The 13,104-nt window shown below is 59.6% G+C and carries 11 protein-coding genes; 8 read left to right on the top strand and 3 right to left on the bottom strand.

Annotation, left to right across the window (positions count from 1 at the left end):
• Positions 1–43 precede the first annotated feature (43 nt).
• A complete protein-coding gene (locus tag V5735_RS13005) occupies positions 44–1,402 on the bottom strand; it encodes a cytochrome P450 (RefSeq protein WP_423743910.1) in 1,359 nt (452 codons plus the stop codon).
• Positions 1,403–1,621: 219 nt separating this feature from the next.
• On the opposite strand from V5735_RS13005, the gene V5735_RS13000 reads away from it, so the two are divergent.
• The 3 genes from V5735_RS13000 to V5735_RS12990 all read left to right on the top strand — a co-directional run bounded on the left by V5735_RS13000 (position 1,622) and on the right by V5735_RS12990 (position 4,180).
• Positions 1,622–2,716 (top strand): ArsR family transcriptional regulator, encoded by a 1,095-nt coding sequence (locus V5735_RS13000; protein WP_423743909.1) that lies wholly within the window; start codon positions 1,622–1,624, stop codon positions 2,714–2,716.
• Between the two features lie 201 nt (positions 2,717–2,917).
• Positions 2,918–3,205: a hypothetical protein gene (locus tag V5735_RS12995; RefSeq protein ID WP_423743908.1), complete on the top strand. Its 288-nt coding sequence runs from the start codon at positions 2,918–2,920 to the stop codon at positions 3,203–3,205.
• A 780-nt stretch (positions 3,206–3,985) separates the two neighbouring features.
• On the top strand, positions 3,986–4,180 hold the full coding sequence (locus V5735_RS12990) for a hypothetical protein (RefSeq protein WP_423743907.1): 195 nt from the start codon (positions 3,986–3,988) through the stop codon (positions 4,178–4,180).
• 2 nt (positions 4,181–4,182) lie between these two features.
• Here the strand turns inward: V5735_RS12990 and V5735_RS12985 are convergent, their stop codons facing one another.
• Positions 4,183–5,490, bottom strand: coding sequence for a tyrosine-type recombinase/integrase (locus V5735_RS12985; RefSeq protein WP_423743906.1), 1,308 nt, complete (start codon positions 5,488–5,490; stop codon positions 4,183–4,185).
• Between the two features lie 165 nt (positions 5,491–5,655).
• Between V5735_RS12985 and V5735_RS12980 the strand changes: the two genes are divergently transcribed.
• From V5735_RS12980 to V5735_RS12965, 4 genes are all read left to right on the top strand, one after another.
• A complete protein-coding gene (locus V5735_RS12980; RefSeq protein WP_423743905.1) occupies positions 5,656–6,315 on the top strand; it encodes a potassium channel family protein in 660 nt (219 codons plus the stop codon).
• 636 nt (positions 6,316–6,951) lie between these two features.
• The gene (locus V5735_RS12975; RefSeq protein ID WP_423743904.1) at positions 6,952–7,818 is read left to right on the top strand and encodes a dihydrodipicolinate synthase family protein; all 867 of its coding nucleotides are present in this window, start codon (positions 6,952–6,954) and stop codon (positions 7,816–7,818) included.
• 213 nt (positions 7,819–8,031) lie between these two features.
• On the top strand, positions 8,032–9,858 hold the full coding sequence (locus V5735_RS12970) for an LEA type 2 family protein (RefSeq protein WP_423743903.1): 1,827 nt from the start codon (positions 8,032–8,034) through the stop codon (positions 9,856–9,858).
• 93 nt (positions 9,859–9,951) lie between these two features.
• Positions 9,952–10,452 (top strand): hypothetical protein, encoded by a 501-nt coding sequence (locus tag V5735_RS12965; RefSeq protein WP_423743902.1) that lies wholly within the window; start codon positions 9,952–9,954, stop codon positions 10,450–10,452.
• Between the two features lie 16 nt (positions 10,453–10,468).
• On the opposite strand, the gene V5735_RS12960 is transcribed toward V5735_RS12965, so the two are convergent.
• Positions 10,469–12,361, bottom strand: coding sequence for a PGF-CTERM sorting domain-containing protein (locus V5735_RS12960; protein ID WP_423743901.1), 1,893 nt, complete (start codon positions 12,359–12,361; stop codon positions 10,469–10,471).
• Positions 12,362–12,606: 245 nt separating this feature from the next.
• Between V5735_RS12960 and V5735_RS12955 the strand changes: the two genes are divergently transcribed.
• On the top strand, positions 12,607–13,077 hold the full coding sequence (locus V5735_RS12955; protein WP_423743900.1) for a DUF7384 family protein: 471 nt from the start codon (positions 12,607–12,609) through the stop codon (positions 13,075–13,077).
• Positions 13,078–13,104: the final 27 nt, after the last annotated feature.

Here is a 13,104-nt window from a genome sequence, read left to right as displayed (position 1 = left end):
ATGTATCCATCCTGTCTCTTGCATCTCTGCCGACGATACGCTCCTATCGCGCCTTAAGCCGCATCGGCAGACCGTTCCTCGTCTTCGTGGTAATCTCTGGTTCAATCGAGACTGTCGTCTCTTCACCGGCCCACTCGAACGACCAGTGTTGTCCGATTGTCGCCAGTACAAGTGTCGCTTCTAACTGAGCGAAGTCTCGACCAATACACGTCCGCCGACCACCACCAAACGGCATGAACGCGTAGTCAGGAAGTTCGTTCTCGAACTCCGATGTCCAGCGGTTGGGGCGGAATGAGTCGGGATTGTCGTAGAAGCGCTCGTCACGGTGAACCGAGAGTACAGCGAGGTGGATTTCCCTATCCGCTGGAATCTGGTATCCGTCGACCTCGACGGTACGTGTGGTTTGTCGAGGAATCGTATGCACAGGCGGGTACATGCGAAGCGTCTCGGTGACGATTCGACGTGTGAGTTCCAAGTCGTCGATATCCTCGTGCATAGGTGGGTCACCGCCGAGTACCGTGTCGAGTTCCTCGTGAAACGCCTGTTGGATGTCGGGATTCATCGCCAGCGAGTACCAGGCGAACCCGAGGGCAGCAGCAGTTGTCTCGTATCCTGCAAAAAGCATCGTGAGCAGTTGTCCCTCGACTTCTTCGGTGCTGAGGTGGCTTTGCCCGCTCGAATGCCGCGCCTCATCGAGTTTCGACAGTAGTGTGTCCCGTTGGAGACCATCCGGCGGTGAATTCTCGTCTGCTCTTTTGTCTGGATCGTGCTCTGTAAGCAATCGTCGAATCTCTGTTCGGAGGCGTTCCTTCGAGTCGAAAAACGCCCGGCGAGATGGCGTCGGCATCCAATTAGGAAGAAGCCACGAGGTTGGCGCAAACCACTTATTGAGTCCCTCCGATGCAGTACGCAGGTCATCCCCCTCTCCTGGTGCCAATTCCCGGCCGAAGAGAGTTGCGAAGAGAATTTCCAATGTGAGATCCTGCATCTCTGATTCGACATCCTGAATCTCGCCTGGAGTCCACGTATCGAGGCGGCGCTGTGTCGAGGCGACCATGTAGTCTCCGTAGCCCGTAATACGATCTCGGTGAAAGAGTGGTTGGAGGATTTTCCGTTGGCGACGCCACTGTGCACCGTCTGTTGCGAGTACTCCACTTCCGAACGCCTTCCGATAGTCGTCCGTTTTTCCGAACGCGTCGACGTCGGTTACCAGTACTTGTCGAAAATAGTCCGGATGAGCCATGACACAGACCTCGGTGGTCGGCAGTACTAGCCGATAGATATCTCCACACTCATCGATTGCACGATACGTGAATTCGAATGGATCCCGGGCGAAATCGAGAGTATGGCCGAGTACCGGCAAACCTGATGGAGTGGGTAGAGGTTGCGGTTCGGGACTCATACTCCCATAGCAATGCAGCAGTTAGATAAAGCCATTGCACCCCAAACCATCATTTTCAACGATAGTGAGATATTATGGCTGAAGAAAGACGTATCTCTGCTATATTCAATGTGAAATCTCATATTTGGAGAGTTAGTTCGGGGATGTTGCAATTATCTTGTAAAGACACAAATCATATATTAGAGCCAGGAACCGAGAGGGCATCACCGATTTCAAATCGTGACTGCCACCGCACAGAACCCACTCACAGATGAGGTGCTCGATATTCGAACCGTCATTAGTGAGACGGTGGACTCGGTACGCCTCGCTGTCCTTCGCGCGTTCAGGGAGCTTTCAAACCCGACAACAAGCAGGAACCTCGCTACCCACGCCAACGTCTCTCGACAAGCAGTTTCTCTACATCTCGGTGTTCTTCACGAGCAAGGATTGGTCAATCGCTACGATGGCGGAATCGAACTCACTACTGGTGGTCTCTTGTTTCTCGATGCGATCGAAGACTGCCTGCAGACTGTCCCGGTTGAAGCGCTCTCGTATTTGACTAGGACCGCCCATCCACTCACCCTCTTACAGTTGCTTGCAAAGCAACCCTATCGGTTGAGCGACCTACCGACCGCAGCGAGCGATTTACCCTCACAATCCACGATCCGCCGTGCTCTCATTGGCCTTACAGAGTATCAGTGGCTGAGTGACGATGGTCGTACGCACCGGATTACACCTGTAGGAAGCGACGCACTATCTGCGTATACCGAATTGGCTGTAATCGTCGAGCAACTCGTGAAGAAAGCCCCGTGGTTTCAGCGTCTTCCACCGGAAGTCGTGCCACTACCGATCGATGCACTCGACGACGCTGAATTCGTCGTCTCAAACCCTCGAAATCCTGCATCGGTCCTTTCGACGTGTCTGAAGCTGTATGACCGAAACATCAGCCAGTTCCGATGCCTCTGTTCCGTGTACAATCCCGTTCTCTTCCACGCATATCGTGGGTTGCTCGAACTCGGTATCGAGTCAGAGGCGATCCTTGATTGGCCGACAGCATTGAAAGCGGCTAGCAACGCAGGTACCCGATACGCTGTCCAGAGTGGAAAATACAGTCACTACCACCCCCTCGTGCTAGAGGAGTCTCAGACACTCGGAATCGGAATCTATGACGATCGGAAAGTCGCTGTTGCAGCGTACAATGAGGCTGGCAGTGGGAAGCACATTGCGATGATTGTGAGTTCAAACGAGAGGCTGGTCAACTGGGGAATTGAATTGTACGAATCCTATCGTACGGACGCGTTTCCTGCTAACGAAGTTGATCTAAATAGGAGATAGGCATCCTAACACGCACATATTACGGGGTGGGCATTGCTGAAACTCATCATCAGGAGACTGGATTAAGGACCGTGCTGAATACAGAGTGTATATCGATCATTACGAAATCCAGATAGGCCCTTGCCAATTGGCACGATCGGATCTCTTGTTCCGATGTGTTTCCCGATATCGTTAATATTCTGGCTCTGAATCAAGTATACAATGGACGAGTTAGAGCAGTCGGAACCTGCACGGATTAAGTTCACGTACAATGGAAAGTCAATCGCAGTACGGCTCGGTGGCCCAGTTCCACGGGTCGGTGAGCGAGTCAACATCCGCGGAAAAGCCATTCGAAACGACGCTACAGAGGGTGTTCGGCGGTTTGTTGTCCAAGATGTATTGTACTTACTTGACGATCACTCGCCCAAAGAAGACGAGGCAGGAATGCTTGTTGACGTGACGCTTGGTGCAGATCGTGAGCAACACTGGTATGTCGAAAACGAGGAGTGAGTTCATGAGGACGGAATTAAACCGCACGGCATAACAAATCAAACCACACTGAATACAACCTCTATCTTCAGTATTTCACACTCCACAGACTATTGACACCCTCGGCTTCTACCGAAACAGTAGGGCTTCTCTCTAAGTTGTAAAGGAAATACCTGTTAACGAGTCCACGATTATCTCAGCAGATACAGGAGATTCAACAAGACTGGCAATTCCGGTTTCACCAGCGAACCTAGAACTTGTACGCAGGATTTCCAGTATTTCACACGCTTTTACGGTGTAAACGCCGGTGCAAATAATATGCCGTAGTGGGTAACCATAGCCGTCAGAGATCGCGCCTCGACGACCATCTACCGGTTGAACCGTCGGTATAACGGCTTCGAGAATCGAAAGCGCGCGGCTAGCGGATGAGAAGTCGCCGGTGCGCAAATCACGCGAACGCAAGTGGGCTCTAATCACTCGTTCGCGGGCGCACCGAGCATCTCTGGCACCTGCATCATGACCAAATCACAAGCCCATGACCATGTCCCAGAGCAAGTACATCTTGGCGACCACGTTTTGTAAAGCTACCCCGACGACACTGGAGAAGCGCGCAACCCAGACCCACCGACAGGTTGAATTCTCTATTAGAGGCATCGGTCGCCGACGATTCCCCGAGACCCAGGCGTATTTTCATATACCAAACCAGGGGCAGACCACGATGTCCCCCCGATCCGGCAGCAACCAATGGATCACTCACCACCCGCTCGCTACCCGCCGAGCGCCGCCGGAGGTGTCCCGGCCATGACGTACGACACTGACCCCACCGAATACATCGAAGAGAACCGTACGAAAATCCTCGCTGTCATCCGTGGCAGCGACGACCCGTTCGCCCGAGCATGCGCGTGGGCATTGCTCGACCGCTACACGCCAGACAACGACTTTGAAACGCTCTCCGAAGAACTCGAATTGGTGGCCAAACGGAGGGCTGATCCCTAATGCTACTCGACAGCAGACGGGACTTCGACATCAAGATCGCCCGCAATATCGACTGCCTGCTCGAAGAAGTCGTCATCGTCAAGCAGCATTTGGGTGACCGCCTTCCGCGTGAGGACGTCTTCGAGGAATTCTTCGTCCTGTTGGAAGAGATGGAGGGCCATGTCCGTGACCGTCGATTCGGTTTCGGCGAGGTCTTCGTAGGTGTCGTGGTCGAGCGCTTGATTACACCACATGCAGATGTCCTTGTCCCGGGGCGTCTGCTGCCGGCATCGGGGGCACGTCATGGGCGTGTAGTCCTGCGGATTCTCAGTTTCGACGTCCTGTCCGTGCATCGCGGCGTATTCGCGGGCGCGGTCTTCGCCGTACATCGCCACGTAATGCGAGATGGCGTCACTGCCGCGTTTGCGGCCCTGGCGATCCTCGATGAACGATTCGTTCTTGCCGAGTTTGGCGAGCCACGTCGCATTCGATTTACGGAAGTTCTTCGGCGTGACGGGTTTGTCGAGGCCGATACGCTTGGCAGCGCGCTTGAAGTACCGCTGGAAAGTGACGTAGCTCATCCGCTCGCCGTTGGACTTCACCCAGAGATAGGCGTCTTTGTCGCCAGGACAGGGATGGTGGTCACCCAGCCAGCGGTTCAGATACGGCAGTGCAAGAATCATCGTCACGGAGCGCTCACCGGTCTTTCCGTCCACTTCGATTTCGACACCGTAGTCGGTATCTTTGACATCGCCGACCCGCATTTCGTAGAGTTCGCAGTGCGGTCGGAACCCACCCTCGAATTGGACGGCGAACAGTGCCTTGTTCCGTGCGGGGTCGGTTCCCTCGTTGATGAGCGGGAGGACGTCATCCTGCCAGTCGAGCATATCGGCTCGCGATGGCTGCGGGTCGTAGTTCCGAGGCGTGTTCGAGGACATCCACGCGATGGACTCCGGTGGTTCGCCGTGCGTACCGCGTCGAAGGGCGTGCTTACCCATGGCACGGATGGCGAGTCGGTAGTCACACTTCGTGCGGGGGTTGTCGTATTCCAGGTTGATCCAACGGACAAGAGCCTCGGCAGCCTCGCGGTCATCGAGCGCGTCGGTCAACCCGCCGACCTTCTCGGCAACGCGGACGAGATGGCGCAGGAGTTTCTCGTGACGGTTGTCGCTGTAGTCGTGAAGGTCGAATTGGTCGGAGACGGTGAGCAGCGTGGCGGCGTCATCGTCGCTGATGGTATCATCGTCGTATTTGGGGTCGTCGTAGTAGGCGGCAGCGCCCCCGGCGCGGATGCGTTCTTTGAGTACTCTGATTCGTTCGCGCTTGGGCATACGGTATTAAGTACCACGGGCGAGCAGGATTTAACCATGTGGCTAGAATCCCGGCCTAGGCTTTCTTCGAATTCAGTTCGTTAGCAGTTGCTTTCACTCCGAGAGAACCCCTCTATTCACATCTCTGACACCAACGTTTTTGCCCCTGCCGTGCCATTCATTCCCATGCGATTTATTATCGTCGGGTCCGGTCGCGTGGGACTCCGAACCGCCCGGGTTCTGACCGAAGAAGGGCACGAAGTCGTTATCGTCGACGACGACCCGGACAGGGTGGAACGGGCGCGTGACAAGGGGTTCACCGTCACGGAGGGAGACGGGGTGAAAGAAGACGCTCTGGTGGACGCGGGTCTCGATACCGCGGACGCCATCGCGGGGTTGACGGGGGACCTGAACGTCAACTTCGCGGCCTGCATGGTCGGCAAACACCACGGCTGTCGGACCGTCATGCGCATCGACGAGGACTACCGGGAGGACATCTATCACAAGTACGCGGACGACGTGGACGAAGTGATATACCCCGAGCGCCTCGGAGCGGCGGGTGCGAAAACGGCGCTGCTCGGCGGCGACTTCGACGTCATCGCCGACCTGACCGAGAACCTACAGTTGACGACGATGACGATTCCGAGCGAATCGCCGCTCGTCGGAACGCGGGTGCACGCCGTGGAGTTGCCGACCGACGCACGGATTTACGCCCATGGCCGTAACCGAGAGCGGATGACGATTCCGCTCCCGGGAACCAAAATCGAAGGCGGTGACCGCGTGGCGCTCATCGCCGCCCGGGACGCGCTCCCGGACGTGCGCGAACGACTGCAGGCGACCGCCTGAGGGACGTTCGACGTATCCGTTTTCGAGCAGCGTGACTATCCGAGGAGCAGACCATCTGAGCGGAGGAGACGAACCCATCGGTGACCCGACGGTGACACCGCTCGACGGGGATCATCAACGAAGCGAAAAACGATTGGGCAGCGCGGGGTTCTAGGGTCGTCCGGGACGAGAACTTTCGTGGGGGGGTTGGTGACACTGTAACGGGAAGCCAACCCGTCGCCAGAGCCCCCGGCCCCGCCGGGAGACCCACCGCGAGACTGCGACACGCTTCGCGCCCGAGCCGTCGGGCGCAACTGTACGAATGGCCGGACACCTCTTTGTTATGTGCCGTTTGTCCGGGGGACAGGAAGCCTTTGCCCCAATCAGGACGCGGCTACGACGGCGAAGGTACTGCCTACGACGGGAAACATCGCGTCGGACGAAAGGGGGGAGTGCCGAGCGGAGGGTGTGGGAGAGCGGGGTGCAGGGTGGGTGTGGGTGGTGTGTGCCGGGCGCGCGGAGTGGGAGGATGGGAGAGAGGGTGTTGTGCGCGCCCGTTCGCGGATGGGTTCGGTGATAACTTAAAACCGCGTCAGACGGCCGTATGCCTCTACCGCGACCCTCGAATTCATACGGTCGCCGCGAGAGGTGATAGCCATGCACGGAACTGGTGTGCCACTGTTGACGCCGTTCGACGAGGAGGGTACCCTGCAGGAGGACGACCTCCGGGAACTCGTCGCGTGGGTCGAAGGACGGGGCGTCGATTTCATCGTCCCCTGCGGGTCGAACAGCGAGGGCGAACTGATGAGCGTCGAGGAACGCGCCCGCGTGGTCGAAATCGTCGTGGAGGAGGCCGACGTACCGGTTCTCGCCGGAACCGGCCATCCCGGATTCCGCGAGACGCTCCGCCAGACGACCCTCGCGGCGGAAGCGGGTGCGGACGCCGCGCTCGTCGTCACGCCGTTCTACTACGGCCACGACGAGGAAACGATGGTCGAGTACTATCGCTCGGTGGCCGACGAAAGTCCGCTCCCCGTGTACCTCTACAGCGTCCCGGCATACACCAACGTCTCCCTGTCGCCCGAAGCGGTCGGCGAGCTCGCCGGACACGAGAACGTCGCCGGGATGAAGGATTCGAGCGGGAACCTGACGCGACTCCAGCGGGAACGCGCCCGCACGGAGGACGACGATTTCGACCTCCTCGTCGGAAGCGGGAGCGTCTACGCCGCCGGACTCGACGCCGGTGCCGACGGCGGCGTCCTCGCATTGGCGAACGTCGCACCCGAACGGGCCAGCGAAATCTACCGGCTTCACCGAGGCGGTCACGACGGGCAGGCGCGGCGGTTGAACGCCAGTCTCGTCGAGTTGAATCGGGCGGTCACGAGCGAACACGGCGTCCCCGGAGCCAAGGCGGCGATGCGCGAACGCGGAGCACCCGCCGGGGAGCCGCGAAGTCCGCATCGCCCCGCCTCCGAAGAGGTTCGGGCGGAGGTCGTCGAACTCGTCCGCGCCGCCGAGCGCTGACCGCGAAGCGAGGTTTCACGCCGGATGATTTGGCACGTGTGACGACAGTTTTCGGTGGAGGGGAATATGACAAATAGACAGATAACTGAGTGGACGAGGGACAACAGTTTCGCCTCCTGTGGATGGTTACAGGTAAACTTACTTGGTGGTGGGTGCGAATTGACCCCATAATGAATTGTATATCAAAAGATACATCACGGAGGTTGAACGACGATGGCGGTTCGTAGCCTCATCGGAAAACTGGTCGTGGCCGTGTTGACTCTCTTCGTCGTGACGGCGGGCGGGGTCGGCGTCGCGCTCACGTCCGGAATCGTGACGGTCGGCCAACCGACCGTCGAGAACGTCCAGACCGACTGGGGTGCCGTCACCGCCAAAACGACGGAAATCCGAACGGACATCGCGGTGAACAACCCTAGTTCGGTCGGCGTGCCGAAGGTGGCGGACCTCGATTACGAAGTCGGGATGAACGAGGTGACGGTCGCCAGGGGAACGGTCGAGAACCTCGGCCTGCCATCCGGAAAATCGACGGTTTCGATGACGACCCGCATGGACAATCGAAAGATACCGGCGTGGTGGGCGACCCACATCAACAACGGCGAGAAGACGACGGTCAGCATCCGACCGTCCATCAGCGTCCCCATGTTCTCGAAGGACCTTCCCGCCGAAAAGCGCACCTTCGAAACCGACCTGCTGAGCGCGTTCGACAGTAGCAAAACGCGGACGATGACCGCCGGAAATCGGGAAATCCTTCGGGTCACGAAGACGGAAGCGTCGTGGGGACACGCGACGACGGAGACGACGCCCTTGAACGTCAACGCGACCGTCGAGAATCCGACCAGCGGCGAGGTCGTCTTCTCACAGCTCGGATACACCATCACGATGAACAACGTGACCGTCGCCGACGGAACGACCGACGGCGAAGTGCACGTCGAACCCGGCCGGACGACCTCGTTCGGCATCGGTTCGACGTTCGACAACGGAAAGCTGCCGGAGTGGTGGCGGAGCCACGTCGAGAAGGGCGAGAAGACGACGATGGACGTGCAGTTCTACGCGGTCGTCCACGAGAACGGGACGACGCAGAAGGTCGGACTCCCGTTCATGAGCAAGCGCATCGTGTTCACGACCGACGTTCTCGGCGGCGGCAAGACGACGACGAAGGTCGTGCCGCGGAACGAAGCGCGGTCGTTCGCCCCGCCGGAACTCCAGTCGGTTCAAAGCGAGTGGGTCGTCCCCGACGAGGGGAACACCGGCGTTCGAACCCACGCGACCGTGACCAACCCGAACGAACCGGGGTCGGTGTTCGCCGAACACCTTTCGGTCGATGCGAAATACCGCGTGCTGATGAACGACGTGCCGCTGGTCGACGGTAAGACGACCCGGGATATCGGACCGGGGAAGACCGATATCAATCTCACCGGAGAGATCACAGACGAGAAGATACAACGGTGGTGGGCCACCCACGTCAATAACGGCGAGAAGACCGACCGCGTGGTCGAGCGCGGCGTGACGGTCGATGCCGGATTCGCCCGCCTCCCCGTCGGCGGGAAGGCCGACCGCGGAACCATCCGAACTGACATGCTCGGGCCGGTTGACTCGGAGTCGAGTCAGACGTTCTCGGTCGCGGGACGACCGATCGGACGCATCGAGGACATACGGGCGGACTGGGGCCACGCGACGATGGACGAAACGCCCATCGAGGCGTCGGCGACGGTGAAAAACGACCGGAGCGAGTCCGTTCGCGTCGTCGAAATCGGCTCCCGGATAACGATGAACGGCATCGTCCTCTCGGACGAATCGACGGCGAAGAACGTCGAAATCAGTCCGCACAGCGAGACGACGATTCAGGACACGGTGGCGCTCGACAACGCGAAACTCGGCCCGTGGTGGAAGACCCACCTCCGCCGCGGCGAGGAGAGCACGCTGGAAGTCAGCTACTACGTCGTTGTCGAATATCGCGGCCACACGCAGCGGATCGCTCTCGACTCGCTCAACTACCGGAAGACGGTGCGAACGAACGTCCTCGGTAACGCGTCGGCCTGAGGATACCCGATTTCATTTCGTGCGTTCGGTTCTGCCCGGACCCATGCCACAAGCTGACATAATTTATTAGTTGTCGACGGTCGAGGTATTCGTATGCCTTCGAGGCGAGACGTGTTAACAACCATCTCGGCGTGCGCCGCCGGTGGGGCTCTCGCTGGCTGTTCCGCGCTCGCCGCCGTCGGCGGCTACGTCGAAAAGAAGGAGATAGTGGGAACGCGACGGCAGAACGGGGGGTTACGCGACGAGACGGTTATCAGCGTCGAGTTACGCGAACCGGCCGACGACCCCCTCGTCAGCGTCGCCGAACGGTGGGTCGAGCGGTTCCCCGACCCGAAACGCATGGAAATCTCGGAGACGTTCGACGACCGCTTGCGGGACGAGTACGAGACCCTCGGCTACGTCGTGGGCGTGTGTAGCCCGGACTGGTCGAAGGGTTCGGATTCGGTCGGATGTTACACCGCGCCGACGGGACGCGACGATTTCAACCGGGCGCAAGTGGGTGACCGCGTGCGAGCCAGCTACTCGAACTCGAAGATACGAATCCGTAGCAACGAGGGAACGTGGGACGCAAGCGGCCGAAAAAAGCGGTCGTAGTTCGGTCGGAATCGAATCAGTCGCGGCGGGCGAGCAGCGCCGCACCGGCGAGGGCGACGACTGCAATTCCGACGCCGAAACCGGGCTGACCGGATTTACTCGCGGATCTCGTTTCCTTTCCGTTCGCCTGCTGCACGCCGAGATACGTCGCGGCGTCTTCGGTGTCCATCGAGGGGAACTCGCGGTCCCACTCGCCGGGCATGTGAATCTCGGTGTCGGCGTTGGCGACGGCGAGCGCGCGAACGTCTTCCTTCGTGGCGTTCTCACCGACGAGACCCGTCACGCGGACGTAGGTCGTCGTCGTGTCGTTGTTCGTCCGACCGACGATGCTGGCGACCTCCGTGTCGCCGTAGGAGTCTCCGAGCACGTCCGCGAAGGCGGTCATGTTATCGAACTTCGCGCCACCTTCGACGGTGACGGTCCCGGATTCGACGTCCACGTCCATGCGAGCGGATTGGAAGTCGCTACTTCGGAACGTCTTCACCAGTTCCGACCCGCCGGAGGTCGCTTTCGAGGAGCCGAACGAGGAGAGCATCGAGTCGGTCACCTTCGAGAGCATCTCCTTCTGTTTCATCTCGACGGAACCGCGTGCGGTCACCTCGTCGCCGTTCGACTCGGCGTGGAGCGTCACCGACGAGCGCCCCAGTTCGATGTCACGGTCCTTCAGTTCCTGAACGTACGCGTTCCAGTTCTTGCTGTCGTAGTGAATCTCGGCCGTCACGGTGGTCGTTTCCGAGGCGGGGTGGGTCGCTTCGGCGGACCACTCGACCGTCTGTTCGAGGTTCGCCGCCTGCTGTGCTTCGAGCGTCTTTTTCATCCGGTCGATGTTTTGGCCGTTCATCGACGCGTTCGTGTTCCCTACCACTTCGAGCGCGGCGAGGGCGGCGGAATCGTAGTTATCGACCTCGACGTCCCAGCTGAGCTTCATCGTACCGTCGTGCTGGTTCAGTCCGAACGTCACGTGGTCGATCCGCATCTTCTCGATGTCCTCGGAGAGGGAGTCGATCTCCTCGTCGGAGAGCGAAACCTGCTGTGAGGACTTCAGACCCTGTGCGATGGATTGTGTGATGGCGTCCTTGAGGCCGGTGAACTCGACGTGGTACTGGATGTCGAGCGTCGGCTTGACGCCCGATTCGTCGTACTCGTAGCTGTCGATAGTCACCGTCGCGGAGCCGCCGTTTTGCGTCGCGACGGACGCGTACTGGGATTTCAGGTGTTCCTTCGCGTTCTCGCGGCTGTCCCACGAACCGGACATGTACGGCGAAATCGCGCCGCTTTGGGTTCCCTTCAGGACGAAGCCGTTCTCTGTCTCGCGGAGGTCGTATTTCAGTTCCTTGTCGGCACCCGCCGCCATGGCCGAGGACACCGTTCCCGACCCCTTCGTGCTGAACGAGTCGGCGGTGACCGTCACGTGACCCTCGGTGTTCACGGAGTTGAGCATGGACAGCGAGGAACCGCTGTCGAACGTCGCGTCGAGCGAGAGGTCGCCCGTCGACGTCTGCTGGTTTTGCTTGCTGTTGACGTCGAGCGTGAGGTCGGAAATCGAGTCGGGGCGGTTGGCGGTGAGCGACCCGTTTCCGCTGTAGCCGTCCGGCGTCATCACGAGCGACGCCACGGCGTCCATGTCCGATTCGGTTTCGTCGGTCGCGAGGATGTGAACGAGACCGCTCGTCACGTTCGCTCCGAACTCCATGGTGCCGTTCCCCGAATTCGAGTCGTTGTAGGCGAGAACCGCGTCGCCGTTCTCCATCACGTAGATGGAATCGGCGGGGTCGGCACTGTTGGAGAGCGTTCGTTGCTGGGAGGACTGCGGCCCGGTAGTCGATCCGGTCGCCGCAACGGGGGCAATGAGTAACACCAGCACCTGCACGAGGGCGAGGACGGTGTACTTCGATACGTTCCGTACCATGAAGATATCATTCTACGGAAGTGTTAAAATACTTCTGCTATGCCGAATCGTTGCGGTATGGCACCGTTCCTCGTGAATTAGGATATTCGACATGATTCGACGGAGAAATATCACGGAGGGACCCGCACCAGTTTTCCCGCTCGGGACCTCACGTCGAATCATGACGTGGCGAGAACTGTTCGAGCGGGCGGCAGGGGCCGAAACCGACGTCGAAACGATTCGGGAAACGCTCGCGGAGCGACGCGATGAGTGACCCGCATCCCGCCCGCCTCGCGGTCGATGCGGACGTGTTGGCGGCGGACGTGTTGGTCGGCGGCGACGCCCGCGACGCGATGGACATCGTGCGCGGCCACTCGTGGGTCGAACTCGTCGCCAGCGACGACCTCCTTTCCGACGCCGAAGCCGTCATCCGCGAACTGGCGGACGACGACCTCGCCAGCGACTGGCGCGAACGAATCGAGAAATTGCGAATCGAGGTGGAACAGACGCCCGGCGACCACCCCGCGCTCGCCAGCGCCCACGCCGGAAACGCGGCGCATATCCTCTCCTACGACGATTCGTTGCGGAGCGCGAAGACCGGAAGCGCGCTCCAAGGACGGATTCCGGTCAGCGTGAAGCGCCCCGACGGGTTCGTGACCCTGTTCGACCCCGAAAGCCTGTACGACGTGGTAGTGGGCGGGGAGTACCCCGGCCCGGATGAAGACGCTCGGGAGTAGGTCACGTCGGCCGGAAAAGAGCGGGTT

The sequence above is a fragment of the Haladaptatus sp. SPP-AMP-3 genome, from assembly GCF_049568665.1.
Taxonomy (GTDB): Archaea; Halobacteriota; Halobacteria; order Halobacteriales; family Haladaptataceae; genus Haladaptatus; species Haladaptatus paucihalophilus.
The sequence above is the reverse complement of the archived record's forward strand: the minus strand, read 5'-3'. Positions and strand labels throughout refer to the sequence as shown.